Origin of the sequence: Microbacterium karelineae (assembly GCF_009745985.1) — a bacterium.
In the GTDB taxonomy this organism is placed as follows: Bacteria; Actinomycetota; Actinomycetes; order Actinomycetales; family Microbacteriaceae; genus Microbacterium; species Microbacterium karelineae.
The window spans coordinates 582,868-608,794 of the sequence record NZ_WFIX01000190.1 but is presented as its reverse complement, the minus strand read 5'-3'; the positions used below and the strand labels follow the sequence as shown (position 1 = coordinate 608,794).

Here is a 25,927-nt window from a genome sequence, read left to right as displayed (position 1 = left end):
GCCGTGGCGACGCTCAGGCGAACGGGTGAGCACGACCGAAGGCGCGGAGGAGGGGCGTGCTCTTCGCGACCGTCTCGTCCGCCTCGGCGTCGGGATCGCTGTCGTACGTGATCGCACCACCCGTGCCGATAGACACCTCGCCGCCGGAGACGACCGCCGTGCGGATCACGACCGACAGGTCCACCGATCCGCAGCGCGAGAAGAGCCCGATCACGCCCGAATACACGCCGCGCGGCTCCGCCTCGAGTTCGTCGAGCAGCTCCACCGTGCGCTTCTTCGGGGCGCCCGTCATCGACCCCGGCGGGAACAGCGCCTCGGCCGCGCGCACGCCGACCGCATCGCGTGGGAGCAGCTCGGATCGCACGGACGTCACCAGCTGGTGCACCGTGGCATAGCTCTCGACCGCCATGAGCGACGGCACCGTCACGGTGCCGGGCGCGCTGATCCGACCGAGGTCGTTGCGCAGCAGGTCGACGATCATGAGGTTCTCGGACCGAGTCTTCGGATCCGCGGCGAGCGCTCGCGCCGCCTCGGCGTCGGCGGGCGGATCCGCGACGCGGCGGGCCGTGCCCTTGATCGGCTTCGTCTCCGCCCAGCCGGCGCTCGTCACGGTGAGGAAGCGCTCCGGCGAGCACGACAGGATCTCGCGCCCCGGCAGCCGAAGGAACGCGGCGTACGGCGCGGCATTCGTCCGGCGCAGGCGCCGGTATGCGTCAAGCGCGTCGCCGTCGAACGGGAACCGCAGCGTGTAGGTGTAGCAGGCCTCGTACGAATCCCCTGTCGCGAGCCAGGTGCGCACCGTCGCGAGATCGCGCACGTACTGGTCCCGGGTGACGGAGGCCGCTGCGGGGGCCGGGTCGGTGCGGTCCGCGGGCGCGACGTGCGGTGAATCGCCGTCGGTGTCGCGGCGAGGGGCGTCGAACTCCCGTGTCGCGCCGCCGTCGGCCGCCTCAGCATCGCGCACCGCGAGGATCCGCTCGCTCGTCGCCGCGATCCACGCCCGCGCGTCCTGCGCGTCCTCGTCGGGCCCGACCGCGACGACGTGGATCCGCCATTCGACATGGTCGAGGACGACGAAGCGGCTGAGATGCACGAGCTGCGCGTCGGGAGAGGCTCCCCGCGCGCGCCCGATGGCCTTCGCGCCGTATCCGATGGATCCGACGTAGCCGCCGACGAACGGCAGATCGGTGCGCGGTTCGATCGGGTGCGCGTCGACGCGATCGGCGAGCACGTCCCAGATGTCGGATCCGGCGACGTGTCCGTCGATGCGCACGATGCCCGCGGCGGCGTGTTCGATGACGTGGTCGCGCTGGCCCTCGGGGGATCCCATGATCGAGAACCGCCCCATGCCGTAGGCCTGCTGGGCGCTGTCGAGCCAGATCGCGACCTCGCGATCGCCGTAGAGCCGGGAGAAGAGGGCCTCGGCGCCGACGAAGGTGTCGAGCCGTTCGGACCACGCCCGCCACGCGCCGCGCGGATGCTCAGCCATCGGCCTCCCCTTCCGGTGCGGAACCCGCGCCGCCGTCCACGAGGGCCTCGTCCTGCCCCGCGTCGTCATACACAACGACGCCAGAACTCGCGTCGATCCGTCGGCGCAGGCCTGTTTCGACCACAGCGGCCGAAATCTGGCGTCGTTGTGCAGACGGAGGGTCGCCCATCGCGAGGAACGCGTCGATGATGCGTGCGCCGGATCCCGTGCCGATCGACTCGGGGTGGAACTGCACGCCGTACCAGCGCCGATCCGACGCCTCGCCTGCCATCGGCAGGCCGTCGCTCGCCCGTGCCGTGATGCGCAGCGGCGCAGGTTCCTCGACGACGAGCGAGTGGTAGCGCACGGCCTCGAACCGCTCCGGCACGCCCGCGAAGAGCGCGGATCCGTCGTGCGTCACGGTCTCGACGACGCCGTGCGCGGGGCGGGGCGCGGGGATGACACGACCGCCGAGCGCGACCGCCATCTCCTGGAATCCGAGGCACACCCCGAGGACGGGAACCTCCGCGAGACGCAGGATCTCGAGGCCGGCGCCGACGTCGTCCGCGTGGTGCGGCGTGCCGGGGCCGGGGCCGAGGACGATGTGCGTGTACCGATCCAGCGCGTCGAGGTCGACGGCATCGCTCTGCACGAGGTGGGGGCGGTCGCCCGTCGACGCCCAGATGAGCTGCTCGATGCTGCCCGTGTACGAGTCGTAGTTGTCGACGAGGAGCACGCGGGGGCGCAGCGCTGTCGTCATCCGTCCATTGTGCCGCGCTCTCCGAGTCGGCGCCGAAACACAACGCAGTCGATTCGGTGCCGGCCACCCCGATTCGGGCCCGATTGCGTCGTTCCGGAGCGAAATCGACTGCATTGTGATGGGGGCGGGGGCGAGACGCGGATGGGACACTGGCGCTATGCAGCAGATCGACGGCGGCCCGGTCGCGGCGCCCGACCTCCAGGCGCTCGCGTTCACGGGTCTCGGCCACTTCACGACGATGCTCGTCGAGAACGGGCGGGTGCGCGGCCTCCCCCTGCATCTCGCGCGGCTCGTCACCGACGCGCGCACGCTCTTCGACGCCGCGCTCGACGAGGGCGTCCTGCGGGAGCGGATCCGCGCGGCGATCGCCGACGAGCCCGCCGCGGTCGTCGTGCGGGTGACGATCTTCGACCCCGCGCTCACGCTGACGAATCCGGGCGCCGATGCGCACCCGCGGATCCTCGTGTCGCCGCGGCCGGCGCCGACGGGTGCACCGGCGCCGATGCGGGTCCGGTCGGTGCCGTTCGGGCGCCAGGCCCCTGAGATCAAGCACACCGGCCTGTTCGGTGCGCTGCACCAGCGGCGGATCGCGCAGCGCGCGGGATTCGACGATGCCCTCTTCGTCGACGACGACGGGATCCTGTCGGAGGGGCCCACCTGGAACATCGGCTTCGTGTCGGGTGACGAGGTCGTGTGGGCGGGCGGCGACGCTCTGCCCGGCGTGACGCGCGCGCTCCTCGCCGAGGTGGCGGGCGGCCGCACCGAGCCCGTGCGCGTGAACGAGCTCGCGAGGATGGACGCGGCCTTCGCGACGAGTTCTGGCGCGGGGATCCGCCCGATCGCGTCGATCGACGACCGCGCCTGGCCGACGGACCACCCGACCTTCGCGCGCCTCCGCACCGCCTACGCCGCGATCCCCGGCAACCCCCTCTGATTCTTCATTTCTGGCACATCCCCCCACGGATTCCCGTGCGGAGATGTGCCAGAAATGAAGGGTTGGGGCTGCGCGTCAGAACCGGCCGGCGATCTCCACCCCGCCGAGCGCGAGCAGCGCGAACGCGACGCCCCACAGGATGATCGAGATGACCTGCCAGAAGATCACCCGGTTCTTCGGAGCCCCGAAGCCCACGATGATCGCCGACGTGATCTGGCTCGGCAGCACGGCCTGACCGAGCAGGCTCACGCCCGCGACCCCGTACTTGTCGAAGCGGGCCTTGATCTTCTGGCGGCGCGGCGAGAGCTCCTTCGGCGTGCCGTTCCTCGTCGCAGCAGCGCGGATCCCGTGGGCCGAGAGCACGAAGGCGATCATCGACACGACGTTGCCGACGACGCCGGCCGCGATCGCGATGAACGGATTGATGCCCGTGAGGACCCCGATGAACGAGGAGAAGTACGACTCGACGAACGGGATCGCCCCGAGCAGGATCAGTCCGAGCCACTGCAGCGCGGCGGGGAGGGATTCGGTGAAGCTCTGAAGCGATTCGATCATGTATCCATCCCACCGCGTCCGGGGCGCCGCCGCCTCCCCCGCAAGGCGGATTCGCCTCCGCCATTCGGCGGTCAGGCCTCGCGCGGATCCCGCTTCGGCTGCCAGTCCGGGCCGGGCCGGAAGGCGCGCGCAGCGAGGAGGATCAGGATCAGCACCGCCATGAGGATCCACCCCGGCAGGCCGACGGCCGAGCCGAGGAGCGGATCCATGTCGGGCGTCGCCCAGAACAGCGGGTACGCGAACGTCGCGTTGAGCGCGCCGTGCCCGATCGCCGCGGGCCACACGCTGCGCGTGAAATAGCGGCTCCATTGCAGCAGCACGCCGACGATGATCGTGAAGACGCACATCCAGACGAGGCCGAGCGCGTCGGTCCGCCCGAAGTTGTACCCGAGCAGGATGATCGGCGCGTGCCAGAGCCCCCACACGACGCCGATGAGGAGCGCCGACGGCCAGAACCCGAGCGGCGCCAGCGCCGTCGTGAGGTATCCGCGCCAGCCGAGCTCCTCGCCGAACGCCGCGACGGACGACATGACGACACCCAGCGGCAGCGCGAGGAACTGCGTCACGAGGAACAGCTCGACGTCGGTCATGCCGATGGTGTCGAGCTGCGCCGTGAGGGTCGCGAGGGATCGGTCGATCTCGGCCCACCCGAGCGCATCGGCGAGGAGCATCGCCCCGAACGCGATGGCGAGGAAGACGGCCGGCCACAGCAGGAAGAGCAGGATCTTGCGCCCGATGGGCCGGAACGGCAGCAGCCCGAGGTAGCGCGCCCGCGCCCCCTTCGGCACGGTCGCGAATGTGACGATGAGGGCGCCGATCGTGGGTGTCGCCATGAGCGCCACCGCGAACACCTGGAAGAGGGGCGACGCGAGCCCGTCGCCGAGCCAGAGCGGCAGACTCACCGCCCATCCGAGCGCGTAGGCGATCGCGAGGAAGACGGCGACGGATCCCCAGGGCACGCGCGTGGGCGGGATCCCGGGGCGGGATTCGTGCGGAGAGAAGAGATCTGCGGCGTTCATGCCCTCATCGTCGCGCCGCACGATCTCCCCCGCATCCGTCGCGCGGGGGAGATCGTGGGGTCGCGAGCGCAGCGCCTCAGCGGATCAGTGACCGCCGCCGAGGCCGCCGGAGAGGCGCCGGTGGATGTCGCCCGACTCGTCCTCGATGCCCTCGATGATCACGCGCTTGTCGTGCTGCTCGTACTTCGTGACGACGGCGTCGAGCGCCGCCACGGTCGAGGCGTCCCACACGTGCGACTGCGACATGTCGATGACGATGCGGTCGGGGTCGTCGGCGTACTCGAACTGCGTCGTGAGGTCGTTGCTGGAGGCGAAGAACAGCTCGCCCACGACGGTGTATCGGGCGGTCGGGACCTGAGCGTCGAGGTCGACGACGCGGGTCACGCTGACGAAGTGGGCGACGCGGCGCGCGAACATCACCATCGCGGTGAGCACGCCGAGGATCACGCCGATCGCGAGGTTGTCGGTGAGCACGGTCGCGATGACCGTGATGACCATGACGGCCGTCTCGCTCTTCGGCATCATCTTGAGCGTCGACGGGCGGATGCTGTGCCAGTCGAAGGTGAGGTACGACACGACGATCATGACGGCGACGAGCGCGGCCATCGGGATGATCGCGATGATGTCGCCGAGGGCGACGACGAGGATCAGGAGGAAGACGCCCGCGAGGAAGGTCGAGATGCGGGTGCGCGCTCCCGATGCCTTCACGTTGATCATCGTCTGGCCGATCATGGCGCAGCCGCCCATGCCGCCGAACAGGCCCGAGAGCACGTTCGCGATGCCCTGGCCGACGGCCTCGCGGGGCTTGCGCGAGTGCGTGTCGGTGATGTCGTCGACGAGCTTCGCCGTCATGAGCGACTCGAGCAGGCCGACGACGGCCACGCCCAGGGCGAAGGGGGCGATGATCTGCAGGGTCTCGAACGTCAGCGGCACATCGGGGAAGAGCAGCGCGGGCAGGCTGTCGGGCAGATCGCCCTGGTCGCCGACCGTGGGGACGTCGATGTCGAAGATCACGACGATGGCCGTCACGACGACGATCGCGATGAGCGGGGCGGGGATGGCCTTGATGAGCTTCGGAACGAGGAAGATCAGAACGAGGCCGAGCCCGACGAGCGGGTAAACCAGCCACGGCACGCCGTGCCAGGTCCAGTCGTGGTTGTCGAGCCCGAGCTGCGGCAGCTGCGAGAGGAAGATGAGGATCGCGAGCGCGTTGACGAAGCCGACCATGACGGATCGCGGAATGAAGCGCATGAGCTTCGCGACGCCGAGCGCGCCGAGGACGATCTGGATGAGACCGCCGAGCAGGACCGTCGCGATGAGGTAGTCGAGGCCGTACTCGCGGGCGACGGGCGCGACGACGAGCGCGATCGCGCCGGTCGCCGCCGTGATCATGGCGGGACGACCGCCGACGAACGCGATCGCGACGGCCATGACGAACGACGAGAACAGGCCGACGCGCGGATCCACGCCCGCGATGATCGAGAACGCGATCGCCTCCGGAATCAGCGCGATCGCGACGACGAGGCCGGCGAGCACCTCGCGCGTGAGCACGCGCGGACTGCCCAGCGCCTCGAGGACGGTGGGTCGTGTGCGGTACCGGGACGCGGGGTCCGTCGGTGTCGTGACCGTGGTCATGCGGCTCCTTGCGGGTGGTGGCGTGACGCGAACAGGGGCTTCTCCGTCAGTGCGCCATCGCGCGGATCACCGACACAGGTCGGCACGGAAGAATGGGGAGGATCTCCGAGCGGGATCGACGCAACTCTACCGTAACGTGAGGGTAGAGTTCGACGCACGGCGGCAGGAGGACCGGTGCCCAGGACGACGGTGATGCACATCGGCGAGATCGCCGAGCTCACGGGGCTGTCGCTCCGCACGATCCGGCACTACGACGACGTCGGACTCGTGACGCCGTCCGGTCGCTCCGATGGCGGATTCCGCGAATACGGGCCAGCCGACCTCAGTCGCCTCATGCTCATCCGCCGCATGAAGCCGCTCGGATACAGCCTCGAGCAGATGGCCGAGCTCCTCGCCGCGATCGACGTCGGCGCGGATGGCGACGAGACTCCCGCCGCCGAGGCGGCGCTCGGCCGCTTCCGGCGCGACGCGCGCGAGCGGCGCGAGAAGCTCGCGGCGCAGCTCGCGATGGCCGACGAGTTCATCGAAGAGCTGGACGCGCGCTGAGGCGTCACCTGACCGGTGGGATCCGCCCGTTGTGGCGGACGAGGACGATGAGCGGCGGCACCAGCGCGAGCATGACGAAACCCGCCGCGTTGAACGGGTTGCCGAAGGTCATGATCCCGCCGCCGACGATCAGAGCGACGATTCCGACGGTGCGCTGCACCTTCGCGCGATGCGTGTCGGTGGCGGCCCGTCCGATGTAGGGGATCCGCACGCCGCGGTTCTCGCGCGTGAGCGTGATCGCGGCGACCGTCAGGACGATGCTCGCGATGACGACGATGACGAATCCCATGCCCTCATCCTGGCATCACGGGGGCGCCGACGGGGAGCCCCGACCTACTCCTCACCGAACCCGCCCTCCATGTGCACCATGTCGTGGAAACGGCTGAAGTGGCCCTGGAATGCGACCGCGATGTCGGCCGTGGGGCCGTTTCGGTGCTTCGCCACGATCAGGTCGGCCTCGCCGGGGCGGCTCTGCTTGTCGTAGACCTCGTCGCGGTGCAGGAGGATCACCATGTCGGCGTCCTGTTCGATCGAGCCCGACTCGCGGAGGTCGCTCACCATGGGGCGCTTGTCCTGGCGCTGCTCGGATCCACGGTTCAGCTGCGAGAGCGCGATGACGGGCACCTGCAGCTCCTTCGCCATGAGCTTGAGCGCGCGCGAGAACTCCGAGACCTCCTGCTGGCGCGACTCGACCTTCTTGCCGCTCGTCAGCAGCTGCAGGTAGTCGATCACGATCATGCGCAGGCCGACGCGCTGCTTGAGGCGGCGGCACTTCGCGCGGATCTCGACGAGCGTCATGTTCGCGCTGTCATCGACGTACAGCGGCGCGTCGTTGATGCGCCCCCGCGTCGAGGCGAGCTTCGTCCAGTCGCGCGAGTCGAGGTCTCCCTTGCGCAGCTTCTGGAGCGGGATCTGCCCCTCCGCGCTGAGCAGGCGCATCGCGATCTCGGACCTGCCCATCTCGAGCGAGAAGAAGATCGCGGGCTGGTTGTGCGTGATGGCCGACGCCCGCGCGAAATCGAGGGCGAGTGTCGAGTTGTGCGTCGGGACCATCGACTCGCCGGCGAGGTACATGTGGTCGTCGTTATCGACCTGCACGCACCGCACCGGGATGCTCGCGATCTTCCGCACGGCCTTCACATAGCGACGTCCGATGCGCACGGCGCTCGAGGGGCGCTCCTGCGCGTGCAGGACGCGCTTGCGCTCGAGCTGGAACACCTCGTCGGTCGTCGAGAAGTTGAGGATGTAGCAGGTCGACGACGCCTCGGTCCGCCCAGCCACGCGCTTCGACGTGCGGCCGCACTTGTATCCGAGGCCGACGATGAGCTCGTACACCGTGTCGGCCAGGCGCTTGTCCGTCACCGCGAACTGGCAGGAGCCCACGCCCCGGACGACGGTTCCGTCGGTGTCCATCAGCCCGGCGAGCAGTTCGCGTCGCTGCGCCTCGGACGCCCGGAGGTACGCGGCTGGCACGTGCTTGGCGCCGAGGACGCCGGCCTTGCGCAGCAGCGCGGCGAACGAGCCATGGTCGCGGTGGCACGCGTCGCAGCGCTGCGCTTCGCCCGAGTACGGCGACCCGCAGTCGGAACAGGCCATGCGCTCGGGGTGCGCGCCCTTGTTCTTCGGACCGCACGTGCGACCGCAGGTGCGAACGTGCGGGTGACGCGCCGTGAACTCGCCACCGCAGACCTCGCAGCTGCGCACGAGCGGCTCCCGCTCGGGCAGCTGCAGTGAGTACAGCATGCCTCCGCGGGGCTGGGTGCGCACGCCTGCGGCGGCGACGAGCGCGGGGATCTCCGCCGTCTCGCTCGTGAGGCGGGCGCCCGCGCTGTGGCCGTCGCCGAGCCAGGCGCCGAGCGCGTACGGCGGGATCGGGAGGTCGGCCTCGACACCCTGCAGGGGCGCGGCGTTGCGGACCGAGTGGTTCGCGCGCGCATCGGCGCCGACCGTGAGCGTCTCGAGCATCTGCTCCGTGGTGACGATCTCGGGCATGCCGCGCGGCGAGCGGCGCGCCGCCCGCGTCTCGGTCACCCACTGGTGCTCTGCATCGGCGATGATCGTGGATCCGTCGGAGAACTCGACTTCGTAGCAGGGCCGCCCCTCCATGAACTCCGTCGCGGCGACGACGCGCGTCGGGCGCCCATCGGATCCGTAGAGTTCGTCGCCGACCCGGACATCCCCCATGGTCGTCCAGCCCGTGGGCGTGGGCAGGGGCGTGTCGAGCGCGAGCGCCTTGCCCATCGCGGGCCTCGCGGCGACGACGATCATCTGGCCGCCGTGCAGGCCGTTCGTGAGCTCGTCGAGCTCGGTGAAGCCCGTGGGGACGCCGGTCATCTCGCCGTCGCGGCCCTTGGCCATCTCGATCTCCTCGACGGCGGCCGAGATGGCCGTCTCGAGGGGCACGTAGTCCTCCGTCTGGTCCTGCCCTGTGACGGCGTAGACCTCGGCCTGCGCCTGGTTGACGAGCTCGGTCGCCTCGCCCTCGCCGTCGTAGCCCATCTGCACGATGCGCGTGCCGGCGTCGACGAGGCGCCGCAGGAGGGCGCGCTCCTGCACGATCGACGCGTAGTAGCCGGCGTTCGCCGCCGTCGGGACGATCGACGTGAGCGAGTGCAGGTAGTCGACGCCGCCGGCCCGCTGCAGGTCGCCCGTCTTCATCAGCTCGTCGGTGACCGCGATGACGTCCGTCGGCTCGCCGTGCGAGTACAGCGACAGGATCGCCTCGAAGACGACCTCGTGCTTGGGGATGTAGAAGTCGGCCCCGCGGAGCGTCTCGACGACGTCGGCCACGGCGTCCTTCGAGAGGAGCATGCCGCCGAGCGTCGACTGCTCGGAGAGGAGGTCGTGCGGCGGCGTGCGCTCGGCTTCGCGCCCCCCACCCAGGCGTTCGGCGACGACGTCGTTGATCGACACAGGCACTCCTCCCCGCGGATCCGACCCGCATGCGGTGGGCCTGATTCGAGGCCCCGCGACCATGTCAGCGGATACCTCTGACATTCGAATCGGCACGCCTTCGCCAGTGCCGACGGTTCACCTTATGGGCCCCCGCGTCGGTCCCTCAACGCCGCCTGTGGATAACCCTGTGGAGAGTCCTGGGCAAAACGCCGACGATCCTGTGGACGGCGCCTGTGGAGAACGCGCGGGATGATCCCCATGAGGTCGAAATAAGCGTTTCTGACCAGGGGTTTGATCTCCCCACACCCTGTGGAGAGATATGTGATTGAACCAATCGTTGAGACTTGAACATTCAGTGATGCTGTGGATGAATCACACGGCTGTGACCCAGCTCAGGCCTCGTTCCGGCCCGCTTCGCGCCGTCCCGCGGCCCGCGCCTCGGCGAGCAGCGCCTGCAGGCGCCGCCTCGCGCGGATCCTCCCCCAGACCACCGATCCGAGGATCAGCACGACCCCGGCCAGGACGATCAGCTGGGGCAGCGGAAGCGCCCAGACGCCCGCGTCGACGCGCACGGGGTCGACCCGCGTGCCCTCCCCCTCGCCGGTCACGCTCGCCGCCACGTCGAGCCCCACCGGCACGTAGAACAGGGGCCACACCCCGTCGACGCGCACCGCGATCACGCGGCGGTCGCCGGGCATGAGCTCCTGATCGACCTCGCCCTCGCCGGGGAACGCGGCGCTGCGCCCGCCGGCGTCGAGGGATCCCGCGATCATCAGCCGCGTGTTCCCCGTGTTCTCGACCTCGAACCGCACCACCGCCGATCCGGGCGCGAGGGGGTTCCACGAGGTGTCGTACGACGCGTCCACGCCGACGACCTCGGCCGACGGCGTCACCTCGCCCGTCACGCGCGTCATGACGCGGAATCCGATCCGGCTCTCGACCCCGACGGACGCGCCGCTCTCATCGACGCTCCGCGAGAGGATCGACGCCGCGACGCCCGCCGCGTGATCGCCCGGCGTGGCATCGCCCGGAACGGCCGTCGTGAACGGCACGATCACCGTCTCCCCCGCCGCGACGCGGACCTCGTCCGGCAGGTCGATCCACGTGCCCGCGGCCGTCGACTCCTCGCCCGATTCGAGCATCGCGAAGCGGCCGTTGTCGCGGAAGTAGCCGTCGGCCGTCGACAGCTGGAACGTGACGTCCTCGTCGCTGAAGTTCTGCACGGCCATGCGCTCGGTCGCGCTCTGGCCCGGGTCGAGGGTCTGCTCGACCCACGCGCGCCCATCGGCGCCGTCGCCGTCTGCGGGCCGCACCGACCAGGTGATCGTGCCGTCGGAGGATCCGTCATCCGAGTCGGCGACGGCGGGCGCCGCGGCGAGCGCGGCGGCGAACGCGAGGATCCCCGCAAGGGCGCCTCCGAGGGCGCGACGGGGGATGCCGGATCGGCGGCGGGGGTTCATGGTGTCCTTCCGGTCAGCGGCGTCGACGTGCCGGGAGGGCGCCCGCACCGCGAGCGCCCGCCCGGGTCACCTCACTCGAACAGCGACAGCGTGAGCGTCGACGAGTACGAACCCGCCGCGGTCTCCGCCGGCACCTTCAGCGTGAGGCCGGCCGTCGCCTCCCACGAGCCGATGGCCTCCTCCGACGTCATCGCCATCTCGAGCAGCTCCTGCCCGACGAGGCCGACGTTGTTCGGGCCCTCGTCGAGCACCGTGTCGACGTCGCCGCCGACCGCGACCGCTCCGGATCCGTCGTCCGCGACCGACGGCTGCCAGCCGAGATGGTCGGACGTGATCTCGGCCTGGCCGGCGTCACCGGCGAAGCTCGACGCGGTTCCCGTCACGTACCAGAAGGCGCCGTCGGGGATCTCCTCGGCCGTGCGCGTGTCCGTGACGGTCACGGTCGGCAGCTGGCCCGCGAACTCGCGGACCGCCGGGTCGCCGGACTCGACCTCGGCGAGGGGCGCATCGGCACCCGCGACGCTCATCGCGAGCACGCCCTCGTCGGCGTCCTCGATCGTCACGTTGACGTCGACGTCGCCGCCGCCGATCTGCTCCTCGGCGAACGCCGCGCCCGCGACTCCCGCCAGCAGCGCGCCTCCGGCCACTCCGGCCGACACACGCTTCCACATCGCTGTCTTCTTCACTGCGAATCTCCTTCACTCGGCGGCGTGCCGCCGTGTTCCTGTCGGCGGGACGACCATCGTCCCGCCTCGTCCGTATCGAAGTGCACCGCCGCCTCTGATGAGACGGCGCCACGTTCGATCGAGCCCAGTCGGTCGGACTCGATCATCACCGCCCGCGTCCGACCCGGAGGCCCGACGGGGGATCGGGTGCCGCAGCCGGTCGGCGGCGGCACCCCGGTCACCTATCCGCAGGACACCCCCTCGTACTCGACCGTCGTGAGATCCTCACCGCCGTCGGCGTCCGAGGCGGTCACCTCGACGACGCCCGCGGGGATGTCGCCCTGGCGCGTCGGGAACGCCGCCGAGCGCGCGTCGCCCGCGCCGAGCGCGGCGAACGACTTCTCGCCGTATGCGGTCGCGACGCTGGCCGACACGTCCGCGTCGCCCATGTTCGTCACCGTGGCGGTGAGCACCGCGCGGCCCGCGACGCATCGGGATCCGACCTCCGTCTGGATCTCGATTCCGTCGGCGGGCACGGGGTGCGGTTCGACGCCTGTGAGGGTCGGCGTGACGGGCTGGAAGAGGCCGTCCTCGCCGATCTCGAGGCGGTCGATCGTCGTCTCGCGGTGCGTGCCGTCGCCGCCGTCGAGCGCGTGGCGGTGGTAGGCGATGTACCAGTCGTCGGTACCGGGGACGTTGAGGATCGAGCTGTGACCCGTGCCCCGGATCCCGAGGGAGGCGTCCTTCTCGAGGATCACCCCGCGGGAGGTCCACGGACCGTCGATGCTCGTGGACGTGGCGTATCCGACGCGGTAGTTCTCGGATCCCGTGTCGTCGATCGAGTAGGTGAGGTGGTAGACGCCGTCGCGGTGGTTGAGGAACAGCCCCTCGCGGAAGCCCGTGAGCCCCTCGATGCGCTGGAAGGATCCCTCTTCGAGCGACACCATGTCGTCGTTCAGCTTCGCGAGGACGGGGCCGTTCGACGGGCCGCCGTTGCCCCAGGCGAGGAAGTACTCGCCGCTCACCGGGTCGTGGAAGGCCGCCGGGTCGATCGCCTGGCCCGAGGTGACCTCCTCGTCGTTCAGGATCATCGCCTCGGGCTCCGCGACGAACGGGCCCTCGGGGCTGTCGGCGACGGCGACGCCGATCGCCTTCCGGTCGTATGCCGGGTTGTGGCCCGAGAAGTAGAAGAAGTACCTCCCGTCGCGCTCGATGATCGTCGGAGCCCACGCGTTCCCGGTGGCCCACGGCACGTCGCCGTTCTCGCCGTCGAGGGTGAGGAACGGCTCGTCCGATCGCGTCCAGTCGACGAGGTCCGTCGACTTCCAGACGTAGAACTCCTTGCCGCCCCAGCCGTCGTAGCCATCCGAGGTCGCGTAGATGTAGTAGGTGTCGCCGAAGACGGCGATGTTCGGATCTGCGTACAGGCCGTCGAGGACGGGCGTCGTCACCTCCTGCGCCGAGAACGTCCACGTGCTCGTCTCGCCGTCTGCGGTGATCGCGTACTCCACGGGCGCGCTCAGGTCGACCGTCGTCCCCGAGGCAGGCGACGCGGTCGCGCCGTGCGCGATCGTGAAGGTCGGCGCGAGCGCGGAGAGGTCGGTGCCCCGCACGACGGGGAGCATCACGGTGCGCGCCTCGGCGTCGACGATCGGATCCACGGCGAGCGCGGAGGGATCGGCGAGCGAGACATCGGTCAGGCCGCCCGTCTGACCGGCGGCCTCGAGCACCTCCGCGGGCGTCAGCGCGCGGTCGTAGATCGCGAACTCGCGGAAGCGGCCCGAGAGGCGGCCGTCGGCCGCGTACTGCGAGCGTCCGAGGTAGTTCGCCGAGGTGCTCCCGAGCCCGATGTCGCCCGGATCGTGCGTCACGCCGTCCTGCTCGTCGACGAGCGTGCCGTCGAGATAGATCCGCGCCGTCTCGTCCGCGAGCGTGTACGCGAGGTGCGCCCATCGCCCGCGCGGCAGCGGGGATCCGGATCCCGCCGTCTGCTCGGTCGACCAGTTGCCCGTCGCGATGCTCGTGCGGTACCGGCTGTCGCCCGTCGTGAAGAGGTAGCCGTCGCCGACGCCGTCCGCGCCCGTGTTGCCGAGGCCCCAGACGAAGTAGTTGCCGCTCTGGCTCTCGTCGATCCAGACATCGGCCTCCACCGAGATGCCCTCGAGGCCGGACATCAGGTCGTCGGGCAGGTCGACGTAGTCGTCGGCCCCGTCGAGGACGAGCGACTCCCCCGACCACGTCGCGCCCTCGATCGTCGCGTCGCGCCCGTTGCCGGACACGTCGGCCAGGGTCGTCCCGGATCCGCCCGCGAAGTCGTACCGGACGACCTCGCCGTCCTCGTTCGAGGAGATGGGATCCGGTCGGACGTCGAGTTCGTTGAGCCCCGCCAGCTCGTCGGCCGTCACGGGGATCACGGTGCCGTGGCGCGGGCTGGCCGGCAGGTCGTAGTCATCGGAGACGCGCCAGTCGCCCGCGGAGATGTCGTCGGTCTCGAGCGGGATGTAGCCGCGCCCGCCGTACTCGTCGACGAACAGGTAGTGCCGGCCGCCTCCGTGGACATCATCCGGGTTCGACTCGAAGATCGTCGGGCCCTCGACCGCGCTGGTGCCGGCGTCGCGCCCGATGCAGGAATCGACCATCGTCCAGTCCTCGAGCGGCGCCCGGAGGCTCGCTGAGCTCTCCTGGATGATGTCGGAGCATCCCGTGGTGCCCGCTCCCTCGTCCTTCGTGAAGCGGTGGAAGACCCCGTCGTCCTCGATGACCGTCGAGTCGATGCGCGAGATGCCGTCCTGCCAGATCTGCGGCTCGCTGAAGGTGACGAAGTCGCGCGTGACCGCGTACATCATGCTGTTGTGCGTGCTGCCGGTGTGATCGGGGTCGTCCTCGGCGTAGAGCTTCGACGCCCAGAACACGATGTATGCGCCGAGGGTCTCGTCGTAGTACGCCTCGGGTGCCCAGGTGTTGCCCGCGTTGTCGGGGGCGACCTTCACGTGCCGCTGCTCCGACCAGTTGACGAGGTCGCGCGACTCCCACACCTCGATGTGCTGGCTGCCGTGGCGCTGCGCGCGCCCCCAGTCGCCGTCGCGCCCGATCGACAGGTCGGTCGCGATGAGGAAGAATCTGTCGCCCTCGGGCGAGCGGATGAGGAAGGGGTCGCGCAGACCCTGCTCGCCGTATTCCGAGGTGAGCACGGGCTGGCCGCCGTTCAGCTCGTTCCACGCGAGCGCGTCGTTGCCCTCGCTCGCCGCGAAGTGGATGTTCTCCCCCGCGACGGAGTTGCCGGTGAAGTAGGAGAACGCGTAGCCCTCGTACTCGGGCCGCTCGTGCGCGGCGCGCACCGTGAGGGGGATCTCACGGCTGGCGCCGTCGATCGTGGCGGTGAGCACGACCTCCTGGTCGGCGGCGCCGCGGGTGACGACGCCCGCGGCGATCTCGCCGTCGGCCGCGGTCGTGACGACGCCCGCGGGCGAGGCCGCCCACGAGATCGCCGCCCCGCTCGCCGCGGACGTCGGCAGGGTGATGTTGCCGCGGACGTCGTCGGCGTTCGGGATCGCGATCGCGTCGAGATCGGCCTGCGCGGCCGCGGTCGACGCGGCGCGGATGCCCGGATCCGGCGACGCCGCGTGCGCGGACGTCATCCCCGTCATGAGGATCCCGAGAACCGCCGCGGCGGCGAGTGCCGTGCGCGACGCGCTTCGTATGGTGACCATGCGCTCTCCTTCGAGTCGGTCGTGGCGCCGGTGTGGGTCACCGGCCTCAACGCTAGGGGAGCCGCACCCCCTCGGGCAAACGCTTTCCCCGAGGGGGCGCGGCGGGGACTGATCAGCCCATCAGCCGCACGTGACGGCGTCGTAGGCGGCCTCGACAGGGGCGCCGTCGGCGGTCACGGTCACCGCGCCGCCGTCGATCGCCGGCTGACGCGACGAGATCGCGACGGATCCGCGCTCGCCCGGGTCGACGCCCGCGAGCGTCCGCGCGCCATACGGTGTCGCGATCTCGATGTCGGCCGGACCCTCTCCGTCGTTCGTCGCCGCGACGACGACATATGCCGATCCGGCGATACAGCGGGTCGAGGCCTCCGCGGAGACGTCCGCACCGGATCCGACGACCGTCACGGTCAGTCGCACGGTCTCGTCCGCGAGCTCCTCGTCCCGCTCCATGTCCATCACGGGCATGCCCTCCGCGTCGAAGTGCACGCGGCGGACGAACATGTCGCGACCCGTGAGCCCGTTGTGGTCGGTTCGCGCGTGGAAGACGTAGATCAGATTGCCGTCCTCGTCCTCCGACCACATGCCGTGGCCCGTGCCGAGCTGCCACTCGCCGTCGTACAGACCCGACTTCTGGAGCGGATAGTTCAGCTTCTGCCACGACCCCGGGTCCGTGAGGTCCGTGCCGCCGGCGGCCGCGGTCGCGAGGCCGGTCGTGTACGTGTTGCCGACGCTCGACCCGGAGTAGATGAGGAGCAGTTCGCCGTCGCGCGTGTGCACGTTCGGCCCCTCCGCGCAGACGTTGTCCCACGCGTACTCCGGCTCGACGATCATGACGGGCTCGCTCGTCACCCGCGTGGGATCGGTCGGGTCGACCGTCGCGATCCACGTCGCGCAGACCTGCTGCCACGCGTAGTACGCCTGGCCGTCGGCGTCCGTGAAGAAGGTCATGTCGAGCGAGATGCCGCTGACGGCGTTCAGGTCGGATCCGTCGGCGCGCGTCACGTGCTCGGGCGTCGACCAGTTGTCCGGATCCATCGGGTCGAGGTCGTCGCCGTTCGCGTCCTGCGCGAGCTGCATGATCGACGCGCGCCCGTTCATGTAGTCCGGCGATTCGCCGTAGCAGGGCATGAAGAGGATCGACAGCCGGCCGTCGATCTCGTGCAGCTCCGGCGCCCAGAAGCAGCCGGTCATCACGCCGCCGTGCGCGTCGACGTCGCCCCGGTCGAGCAGGTGCACCTCGGTCGGGTCCGCATCGTCGGCGAGGCCCGCGAGCGTGTCCGCCGAGCGGATCGGCAGGAACGCCGCCCCGCGCTGGTTCACCACGTCGAGGTTCGGGTCGTTCGTCGCGACCATGAGGTAGCGCGTCTCCCCACCCACGTCGTATCTGTAGGCCGACGGATCGGCCCGCTCGTCGGCGAACGGAGTCGGGTAGTCGGCCCGCTTCACGGTCGCCGCGGCCTCGTAGGTGCCCGACGTCGACGTGTCCACGCCCGCGAGGTCCCACTCTCCGAGCGGCAGCTCGCGCGTCGAGCCGTCGGAGTAGTCGAGGGCGACCGACGCGGGCAGCGACGCGGCGTCGATCTCGGATCCCGCCTCGACCGAGACGTCATCGAAGGGCGCGTATCCCGTGTTCGAGACGCGACCGAAGCGCTGCACCAGGCCGTCCGCGATGCCCTGCGGCACCGTCAGCTCGACGCCGGCGGCGAGGTCATCGATGCCCGTCTCGACCGCGGCGTCCGTGCCGGTGACGCGACCGCTGGCCGACTGCCCCTGCTCGTCCTGCTCGACGGCCGCCGCGAGGTCGGCGAACGACTGGTGACGCTCGGCGCCCGAGTCGGTCGTCCACGAGACGCGGTAGACGTCGTCTGCCGAGTCGTAGACCGCGGTCGGCTCGTTCACGCCGCCGGCCTCGTCGAGCCGGAGCATCCCGACCTCGTCGTAGCTGCGGAGGTCCTCCGAGGTCGCCACCAGCACGGAGTCCGCCTGCGTGCCGTCGTGCCCGCCGCCGCGCGCGACGCGCGTCGCGACGATGCCGTAGCCGCCGTCGGACATCGCGAACACGGCCGGATCCGTCAGGCTGCGGATCAGCGCCGAGCTCGGTCCGGACGCGGGGAGCGGCGCGGATGTCTTCGGGAAGAAGATGCCGTAGTTCTCGTTCAACGGCGTCCACTCGTCTCCGGAGGAGAGCGCGAGGTGCATGCTGAGGGCGATGTCGGCGTTGTTCGCCTCCTGCTCGCTCGTCGGCGTGCGGTGGTATGCCACCAGCCGTGCGGCCTCGTCGCCGGGAAGGACCGTGACGTCGAACGTCTTCGCGACCGTGACGTCCGGCGCGCTCTCGCGGGCGATCTCGACCGTCACGGTCGCGTCGGCCGCCTCGCCGCCGTCCAGCGTCAGGGCGCCGCCGTCGAGCACGACGCCCGTCGCCTCGATGGGCGTCACCGTGAGGCCGTCGGGCGCCTCCGGCAGCGCTGCGCCGTCGGCCACCACGGACGGCACCGCGTAGCGCTCCGCCGCCTGCGCCGCGCGCTGCTCTGCGGTCGCGGTCGAGGGGAGCACCTCGACGTCGAAGTCGGCCGTGGCCGCGATCCCGCGGATCACGGCCGTCGCCGTGAGCGTGACCGTCACGGGATCGGATCCCTGCTCGGGCTGCGTCACGCGTCCGTCCGCCGCGATGACCGATTCGTCGCTGCTCGCCCAGCTGAGCTCGCCGCCCGCCGAGGGCAGCGCGAGGTAGTCATCGTCGACGGTCGACGGCACCTCGTCGAGCCCGTCGAGCGCGGACTGCGCCTCGGCGAGGATCTCGGCGTGGTTTCGCTCGGCGTCGTCGGCGCTGAGCGCCGCGACCTCGTCCGCGCCGAGCGCGCGGTCGTAGACGCGGAACGCGGAGACGGCCCCCTCGAACAGGGGGTCCGGCCACGGCGATCGGCCGATCGTGTTCACCGACTGGTCCACGACGTCGCCGGGTGCGAACCCGACCGAGCCCTCGGCGGCGAGCGCGCCGTCGATGTAGAGCGCTGCGGATCCGTCGGCGTCGACGACCGACGCCACGTTCACCCAGCGATCGGCCGTGACACCGCAGGACGACGACTGCACGAGGTTCTCTGCGCCGCCCGACTTGATGCCGACGAGCGGGGCGCGCCCGTTCGCGCAGTTGAGCGTCGCGAAGAAGTACTCGGTGGCCGACGACTCGCTGCCGATGTTCCAGAGGAAGTGGTAGCCGTCGAGCATCGCCTGGGAGGCCTTCACCTCGGCGACTACGGTCGCCTGCTCCGCGCCGGCGAGGATGTCATCCGGCAGCTCGACCCAGTTGCCGCCGGAGTCCTTGGCTCCCCCGCGCAGCGCGAGGGCCGTTCCCGTCCAGTCGGCGTCGTCGGATTCGTTCACGACGGCCGCGCCGAGCGTGGATCCGGGGGCGGTGTTAGGCACCTCCGCCCCCGAGTCCTGTGCGAACAGGTACTCGGCGACCAGGCCGCCCGCGGGGACGTCGGCCTGTGCGACCGCCGCGGGGCCGAGGATCATCGCGCCGGCGACGGCGACGGCGGTGGCGGTGGCGGCGCGACGTGGAGACAGCGGTTTCATGGTGTCCTTCGTTGTCGTTCGAGCGGGGAGGCGTCGGGTGTCAGCCACAGTTCGCCGCCTCATAGCTCGCGCCGGCGACGGCGTCGCCTGCCGTGACGTCGATGGCGCCGGCGGGGATCTCCGCCGCGCGAGCCGAGAAGGTCGCCGAGGCGCTCGCGCCCGGCTCGAGGCCTGATGCCGTGCGCGATCCGAACTCCGTCGAGATCTCGGCGTCGATCGGATCCGCGGAGTCGTTCGCGACCTTCGCGACGACGTATGCCGTGCCGGCGATACACCGCGTGGCGGCCGAGGCGGAGACCCCCGCGCCGTCGACGACCATCACGGTCGCCTCGACGGGCGCCCGCGAGGCGTCCTGTGCCGTGCCGGCGACCGTGAACACGCCGGCCTCGGCGTACGCCGCCTCCGGCACCGCGTCCCAGACGACCGGCGCGTCCTCGACGTCGCCGTTCGCCTTCACGAGGCGCGCGGTCTCCGGCATCACCGGCGCGATCCCGGCCGACGTCGCGACGTCGACCGCATCGACCGCGGCGACCGCGAGGCCCGGGGCGTAGGCCGCCAGCACGCGCTCGTACTGCTCGCGCGTGACGGGCACGATCGTGCCGTGGCGGGGCATGCCGCCGTCGATGTTCTGCGGGAACTGCGACTCCGGCATCTCGTCGCCGATGACCCGCCACGCGGAGGCGTCGGTGATGTCGTGCGTCGCCATCGGCACGTAGTGGTTCGGGCCGCCGTGGTAGCCGGGCTGATCGGCGAACAGGTAGTACTGGTAGCCGTTCACGTCGCCCGAGTTGGCGGGGAAGAGCGACGGGCCCTCCCCCTCGGCGAAGGTGCCGCCGTAGCCGTTGGGCTGGCCCGCCCCGAGGTGCGTGCCGAGCTCGACCCACTCGTCGGCCGCGCCGCTCGTCGCGGGGTAGCCGCCCTCGACGGCGGCGAGCAGGTCGGCCGAGCGCTCCTGGCGCAGCGACATGTCGTTCTCGTCCTTGTAGACGCGGTAGTAGTCGCCGTCGTGCTGGGCGACGCTGACGTCGATCGATCCGGAGCCCGCCTGCCCGCGGCGGTCCACGTCGATCCAGACCTGCGGCTCGGAGAAGCTGACGAAGTCCTTCGTCGTGGCGTACATCATCCGGTTGTAGGTGGGCGATGTCCGGTCGGCGACGTCCGTCGTGTCGTACAGGTTCGATGCCCAGTACATGACGAAGGCGTCTCGCTCCTCGTCCCAGAACGCCTCTGGGGCCCACGTGTTGCCCGCGTGCTCCGAGCTGACCTGAATGTGGCGCTGGTCCGACCAGTTCACGAGGTCGGTCGACTCCCACACCTCGACGGCGAGCGATCCGTGGGTCTGCGCGCCCATGAAGCCGCCCGTGCGACCGTCGATCTTCAGGTCGGTGGCGATCATGTAGAACGTGTCGCCGTCGGGCGAGCGCAGGATGAACGGGTCGCGCAGCCCCTCCTCGCCGAGCGTGGAGGTGAACAGCGGCTCGCCGTCGTTCAGCGTGTTCCAGTCGAGCGCGTCGTCGCCCTTCGAAGCGGCGAGGCTGATCTTCTCGCCGCCGACGCCCTCGCCCGTGAAGAAGGCCCAGACATACGCCTCGTCCTCCCCTTCGTCGGCGGGCATCGGCTGCACCCAGGCGGTGAACGCGCGCGTCAGCGCCGCATCCCCCGCGACGACGGTCGCGACGAGCTCCGCCGGCACCGCGTCCTCACCGGCGGCGGGGCGGGTCACGTCCACCGAGACGCTGGTGTCGTTCACACCATCGGCGATCGCCGCGTGCGCCCCTCCGGAGACCACCTCCCAGGAGATGGCGGATCCGTACGCGCCGACGATCGGCAGCGAGAAGTCGCCGCGGATGTCGTCGAGGATCGGGGTCGCGAGCCCGTCGGCGTCGCGCTGTGCCCGCTGTTCGTCCGTCACCTCGGTCACCACGACCTCGACCTCCCCTGTCACACTCGGATCTCCGTCCGCCGACGCGGTGATGGTGGTCGTCCCCGGGCCGACGGCGGTCACCGTGCCGCCTGAGACCGTCGCCACCAGATCATCGGCGCTCGTCCACGTGACAGCGCTCTCGGCGCCCTCCGGCGACACCGACGCGGTGAGGGCGGTGCTCTCGCCCGCCCACATCTGGACGGCACCGTCGGCCACGTCGGATCCGGCGACCGCGACCGACTCCGGAGCGGGGAGCCCGAGCTGCGTCGAGGTGAGCGCCTCGGCATAGATCGTGACGTCGTCGAGGAGTCCGGTGAAGTGCTCGCCGCCGCCCCAGTTCGCCTTCCCGAGCTGGAGCACCCCGCCGTCGCCGAGCATCTCGGTGAGCGTCGGCCCCGAGGTCGTGGTGTCGACGAGCCGCTGATCCACGTAGAGCTTCGCGCTCGTGCCGTCGAGCACGAGGTCGACGTGACGCCATTCGCCCGTCGTGCCGGGCGCGGCGAGGTTGCCCGATGTGTCGCGCGAACCGGCGTTGTCGTAGCGCTCGACGGTGAGGCCGTCGGCGGTGTCGAGGATGCCGAGGTACTGCTCCTGCTGGTACACGGGGGCGTCCGCGGAAGCCGCGGCGAACACGGTCCAGCCGGTGTTCCCCGATGCCGCCGGACGCGAGTCGTAGGAGATGGTCGCCTGGTCGAGGCCGGCGAGGAGCGGGCCGCCGCCGGCATCGGTGACGTCGAGCCAGAAGCCGCTGCCGAGCTCGGCCGCGGTTCCGCGCCCGTCCCGGGAGTCCACGAGGGAAGCGGTGCCGTTCACCGTCGCGATCGCGTCGCCCGAGGTGAACACCCCACCCGCAGGCGCCTCGTCGAAATCGAAGTGCGCGATCGGATCCGGCAGCTCGGCGGCGGCCGCGGGGGCCACGACGGCGCCGAGGCCCATCGCGGCCGCGAGGCCGAGCGCGGCGGGACGGAGATTCTTCTTCACTGCGTTCCTCTCATCGTTGAGATCGGTGTGGGGCGCGGCGCGCCCGGCGAATCCACAAGTCTTCGGCGAGTCCGCTGCGATTCGCGACGGACGTGACGGAGACGTGCGGATTCGCGCTACTCCCGTCGGCGGGCGGTGACGGCCCGCTGCAGGAGCACGAACACGAGCAGGATCCCGCCCGTGATGATGGTGGTGGCCTCGGGCGGCACGCCGCCATCGCGCGTGATGAGCACGATCATGAGGCCGAGGACGAGGGCGCCCACGACGGATCCGAGCACGAAGCCCGCGCCGCCCGTGAGAAGGGTGCCGCCGATGACGGCCGCCGCGATCGCGTCGAGCTCCCAGCCGATGCCCGTGATGTTCTGCGCGCTGCCGAGACGGGCCGTGTACACGACCGCCGCGAGGCCGGAGAGGCTGCCGCTGATGATGTACACCCACAGCTTGGTCGCCGCGACGGGGAGGCCCATGAGCGCGGCCGAGTGCTCGGATCCGCCGATCGCGTAGACCGTGCGTCCCATCCGGGTGCGGTGCAGCACGAGGAACGCCGCGATCACGACGACGACCGCGATGATCACGCCGGGCGTGATGACGACGTCATTGACCTTGGGGCCGTCGACGAGCTTGATCTTCTCGCCGAGCAGCATCAGCTGCGAGCCCTCCGCGACGCGCTCGGGGACGGTGCTGAGGATCGACGCGAGCCCGCGCCCGAGGAACATCATCGCGAGCGTCGCGATGAACGGCTGCACCCCGAAGTACTGCACGAGCACCCCGGATATCGCGCCGAACGCGGATCCCATGAGGATCATCAGGACCACGACGAGCCACGGGTTCCACCCGGCGTTGATCAGCATCACCCCGGAGACGCTGCTGAATGCGATGATCGCGCCGACGGAGAGGTCGATGCCGCCCGTGAGGATCACGAAGGTGAGCGCGACGGCGAGGATCACGAGGTGCGCGTTGTTGATGAGCAGGTTCGACATCGTGTTGAACTGCAGGATGCGACCGTAGGCGAGCTCACCGAAGACGATCATGGCGACGAAGATGACGATCGAGGCGACCGTCGGGAGCGCGTCGAGGTGGAGCGAGAGCCGCTTCGCGATCGAGCGGGGGCCGCTCGGCGTCTCGGGCGTCGCGGGGGGCGCGGTGAGCGAGCTCATGCGGCGACCTCCTCCTTCTTCTCGGGCTGGGGCCGCGTGATACGCCGCCTGCGGAACGCGCCGCGCACCCGCTCGGACTGCAGCAGGACGAGCGCGACGATGATGACGGCCTTGAAGGCCGGGGTGGCCGCCGAGTCGACGCCGAGGTAGACGACGGTCTTGTCGAGCGTCGCGATGAGGAGCGCGCCGATCGTCGCGCCCGTGATGTTGAACTTGCCGCCCGCGAGCGACGTGCCGCCGATGACGACGGCGAGGATCGCGTCGAGCTCGAGCTGGTAGCCGGTGCGAGACACGTCGACCGTCATGACCGTCGACGTCGCGAAGACACCCGCGATGCCGGCGAGCACGCCGCTGAGGATGTACACGGTGAAGAGCAGCGCGCGGCGGTTCACGCCCGCGAGCCGCGCGGCCTGCGCGTCCATGCCGATCGCCTCGAGCATGAGACCGAGCGCGCTGCGGCGCACCAGGAGGCCGACGAGGATCACGATCGCGAGCGCGATGATGAAGATGACGGGGAAGCCGAGTACGCGGCCGTTTGCGATCCACGACATCGCCTCGTTCTGCGCCGAGGTGTTCTGGCCGCCCGTGATCACCTTCGCGAGCCCGCGCCCGGCGAGCATCAGGACGAGCGTGCTGATGAACGGCTGCAGGCCGATGACCGAGACGAGGGTCGCGTTGATCGCCCCGAGCGCGCCGCTCACGAGGACGACGAGCCCGAGCGCGCCGAACATGGCGCCGACCGAGTCGGGGGCGCCCGCCGCGGAGAGGAACTCCATCGAGACGGCGCCCGCGACGACCATGACGGATCCCACCGACAGGTCGATGCCCTTCGTCGCGACGACGAGGCACATGCCGACCGCGATCATCATGATCGGGGCCGCGGCGCGGAGGATGTCGATCGAGTTGCCGACGAGGTCGCCGCGCGCGCTGATCGAGATCGCGAGGTAGCCCGGATCGTTGACGAGGTTGACGACGAGCAGCAGCACGATCGCCGCGATGCCCCAGACGTACTGGTGCCGCGCGATCCCCTTCAGGATCGCGAGCGGACCGTGGGCGCTGTCGTTCACGACGCGACCTCCTCGTGTGCGCGCTCGCGCGCGTCGGCGGTGGATGGATCCTCGGCGATGATCCGGATGATCTCGTCGGCCGAGACGTCTCCGCCGCCGTCGATCTCGGCGATCTTGCGGTGGTCCTTCATGACGACGATGCGGTCGCTGAGCCGCACGACCTCCTCGAGCTCGGACGAGATGAACACGACCGAGACGCCGTCGTCGGCGAGCTGCGCCACGTACTCCTGGATCTCGGCCTTCGCCCCGACGTCGATGCCGCGCGTCGGCTCGTCGAGGATGAGGATGTCGGGCTGTGTCGCGAGCCAGCGCCCGAGGAGCACCTTCTGCTGATTGCCGCCGGACAGGTTGCCGATCGCGCGCTCGGGATCTGCGGGCCGCACGCCCAGCGCCGTGATGTACCTCTGCACGATCTCGTCCTGCTCGCGGCGCGGGAGCGGGCGCGCCCAGCCGCGCTTGGCCTGGACGGCGAGGATGATGTTCTCGCGCACGCTGAGGTCGCGGATGATCCCCTCGTCGCGGCGGTTCTCGCTCGAGAAGGCGATGCCGTGCGCGAGCGCCGCGGCGGGTGCGCCGATCTCGGCCTTCTCCCCGCGCAGCGTCACGGTGCCGGTGTCGGGCCTGTCCGCCCCGTATACGAGGCGAGCGAGCTCCGTGCGCCCGGATCCGAGCAGGCCCGCGAGCCCGACGACCTCGCCGCGGTGCAGGTCGATGTCGACCTCGTCGAGGGCGCCCTTCCGTCCCATTCCGCGTGCGGAGTACACGGGATCCGCCTCCGCGCGCTCGCGACGGGCTCCGGCCGCGCCGACGACGGTGAGCGCGGCCGAGTCCTTGCCGATCATCTGGGAGATGAGGTCGGCCCGCGAGATGTCACGCGTCATGTGCTCGCCGATGAACATCCCGTTGCGCAGCACCGTGAGGCGATCGCTGATGGCATAGACCTGGTCGAGGAAGTGCGACACGAAGAGGATCGCGACGCCCTCGTCGCGCAGCCGGCGGATGACGCCGAACAGCTGCTCGACCTCGGCCGCGTCGAGGCTCGAGGTCGGCTCGTCGAGGATGAGCACCTTGCACTCGGCGACGACGGAGCGGCTGATCGCGACGAGCTGCTGCAGTGCGAGCGGCAGGGTCGAGAGGGGGCTGCGCGGGTCGAGGTGCCCGAGCCCGAGCTTCTCGAGCGCGGCGCGGGCCGCGCGGTGGGTCGCGCGCCAGTTGATGCCGAGCGGGCCGCGCACCTCCTGCCCGAGCATCACGTTCTCGCCGATCGTGAGGTTCGTGCAGAGGTTGACCTCCTGATACACGGTCGAGATGCCCGCCGCCTGCGCGTCGGCGGTGCCGCCGAGGCGGCGCACCTCGCCGTCGATGCGGATCTCGCCCTCGTCGATGCGGTAGACCCCCGTGAGGGCCTTGATCGTCGTCGACTTGCCGGCGCCGTTCTCGCCCATGAGGGTGTGGACCTCGCCCGGGAAGAGACGGAAGTCGACGCGATCGAGCGCCTTGACTCCGGGGAAGGTGATCGAGATGCCGGACATCTCGACGATCGGCCTGGACCTGGTCATCGCCTGCTCCACA

The 25,927-nt window shown here is 70.6% G+C and carries 17 protein-coding genes; 2 read left to right on the top strand and 15 right to left on the bottom strand.

Features of this window, described 5'->3' with window-relative positions:
* Positions 1–13: 13 nt before the first annotated feature.
* Together GB932_RS15945 and GB932_RS15940 are read right to left on the bottom strand one after the other, a co-directional pair.
* Positions 14–1,489 carry an anthranilate synthase component I family protein gene (locus tag GB932_RS15945; protein WP_231916253.1) on the bottom strand — a complete coding sequence of 492 codons (1,476 nt, stop codon included), beginning with the start codon at positions 1,487–1,489 and terminating at the stop codon, positions 14–16.
* Positions 1,482–2,228, bottom strand: coding sequence for an anthranilate synthase component II (locus GB932_RS15940; protein WP_197517521.1), 747 nt, complete (start codon positions 2,226–2,228; stop codon positions 1,482–1,484). Before GB932_RS15940 ends, GB932_RS15945 begins: the two co-directional genes overlap by 8 nt.
* A 157-nt stretch (positions 2,229–2,385) precedes the next feature.
* Here GB932_RS15940 and GB932_RS15935 point away from each other — a divergent pair, with 157 nt between their 5' ends.
* Entirely contained in the window at positions 2,386–3,162 is a 777-nt protein-coding gene (locus GB932_RS15935) for an aminotransferase class IV family protein (protein WP_156761651.1), read from the top strand.
* 75 nt (positions 3,163–3,237) lie between these two features.
* On the opposite strand, the gene GB932_RS15930 is transcribed toward GB932_RS15935, so the two are convergent.
* From GB932_RS15930 to GB932_RS15920, 3 genes are all read right to left on the bottom strand, one after another.
* Positions 3,238–3,717 (bottom strand): hypothetical protein, encoded by a 480-nt coding sequence (locus GB932_RS15930; RefSeq protein WP_156761650.1) that lies wholly within the window; start codon positions 3,715–3,717, stop codon positions 3,238–3,240.
* Between the two features lie 71 nt (positions 3,718–3,788).
* Complete coding sequence (locus tag GB932_RS15925; RefSeq protein ID WP_156761649.1) at positions 3,789–4,736, bottom strand: CPBP family intramembrane glutamic endopeptidase; 948 nt, start codon at positions 4,734–4,736, stop codon at positions 3,789–3,791.
* A gap of 84 nt (positions 4,737–4,820) precedes the next feature.
* Positions 4,821–6,371, bottom strand: a complete 1,551-nt coding sequence (locus GB932_RS15920) for a SulP family inorganic anion transporter (protein WP_156761648.1) — start codon at positions 6,369–6,371, stop codon at positions 4,821–4,823.
* A gap of 192 nt (positions 6,372–6,563) precedes the next feature.
* Between GB932_RS15920 and GB932_RS15915 the strand changes: the two genes are divergently transcribed.
* Positions 6,564–6,917, top strand: coding sequence for a MerR family transcriptional regulator (locus GB932_RS15915; protein ID WP_156761801.1), 354 nt, complete (start codon positions 6,564–6,566; stop codon positions 6,915–6,917).
* Between the two features lie 4 nt (positions 6,918–6,921).
* Here the strand turns inward: GB932_RS15915 and GB932_RS15910 are convergent, their stop codons facing one another.
* The 10 genes from GB932_RS15910 to GB932_RS15865 form a co-directional block, all read right to left on the bottom strand.
* Positions 6,922–7,206, bottom strand: coding sequence for a hypothetical protein (locus tag GB932_RS15910; RefSeq protein ID WP_156761647.1), 285 nt, complete (start codon positions 7,204–7,206; stop codon positions 6,922–6,924).
* 44 nt (positions 7,207–7,250) lie between these two features.
* Positions 7,251–9,893: a replicative DNA helicase gene (gene dnaB, locus GB932_RS15905; RefSeq protein ID WP_156761800.1), complete on the bottom strand. Its 2,643-nt coding sequence runs from the start codon at positions 9,891–9,893 to the stop codon at positions 7,251–7,253.
* A gap of 311 nt (positions 9,894–10,204) precedes the next feature.
* Positions 10,205–11,272, bottom strand: a complete 1,068-nt coding sequence (locus tag GB932_RS15900; protein WP_156761646.1) for a WxL protein peptidoglycan domain-containing protein — start codon at positions 11,270–11,272, stop codon at positions 10,205–10,207.
* Positions 11,273–11,343: 71 nt separating this feature from the next.
* Positions 11,344–11,958 carry a hypothetical protein gene (locus tag GB932_RS15895; protein ID WP_231916251.1) on the bottom strand — a complete coding sequence of 205 codons (615 nt, stop codon included), beginning with the start codon at positions 11,956–11,958 and terminating at the stop codon, positions 11,344–11,346.
* A 221-nt stretch (positions 11,959–12,179) separates the two neighbouring features.
* Positions 12,180–15,647 carry a family 43 glycosylhydrolase gene (locus GB932_RS15890; protein ID WP_156761645.1) on the bottom strand — a complete coding sequence of 1,156 codons (3,468 nt, stop codon included), beginning with the start codon at positions 15,645–15,647 and terminating at the stop codon, positions 12,180–12,182.
* Positions 15,648–15,767: 120 nt separating this feature from the next.
* Complete coding sequence (locus tag GB932_RS15885; protein WP_197517520.1) at positions 15,768–19,226, bottom strand: family 43 glycosylhydrolase; 3,459 nt, start codon at positions 19,224–19,226, stop codon at positions 15,768–15,770.
* A gap of 40 nt (positions 19,227–19,266) precedes the next feature.
* Positions 19,267–22,131 (bottom strand): LamG-like jellyroll fold domain-containing protein, encoded by a 2,865-nt coding sequence (locus GB932_RS15880; RefSeq protein ID WP_156761643.1) that lies wholly within the window; start codon positions 22,129–22,131, stop codon positions 19,267–19,269.
* 116 nt (positions 22,132–22,247) lie between these two features.
* Entirely contained in the window at positions 22,248–23,288 is a 1,041-nt protein-coding gene (locus GB932_RS15875) for an ABC transporter permease (RefSeq protein ID WP_156761642.1), read from the bottom strand.
* On the bottom strand, positions 23,285–24,355 hold the full coding sequence (locus tag GB932_RS15870) for an ABC transporter permease (protein ID WP_156761641.1): 1,071 nt from the start codon (positions 24,353–24,355) through the stop codon (positions 23,285–23,287). The genes GB932_RS15875 and GB932_RS15870 overlap by 4 nt, the downstream gene beginning before the upstream one ends.
* Positions 24,352–25,914, bottom strand: coding sequence for a sugar ABC transporter ATP-binding protein (locus GB932_RS15865; protein WP_156761640.1), 1,563 nt, complete (start codon positions 25,912–25,914; stop codon positions 24,352–24,354). The genes GB932_RS15870 and GB932_RS15865 overlap by 4 nt, the downstream gene beginning before the upstream one ends.
* Positions 25,915–25,927: the final 13 nt, after the last annotated feature.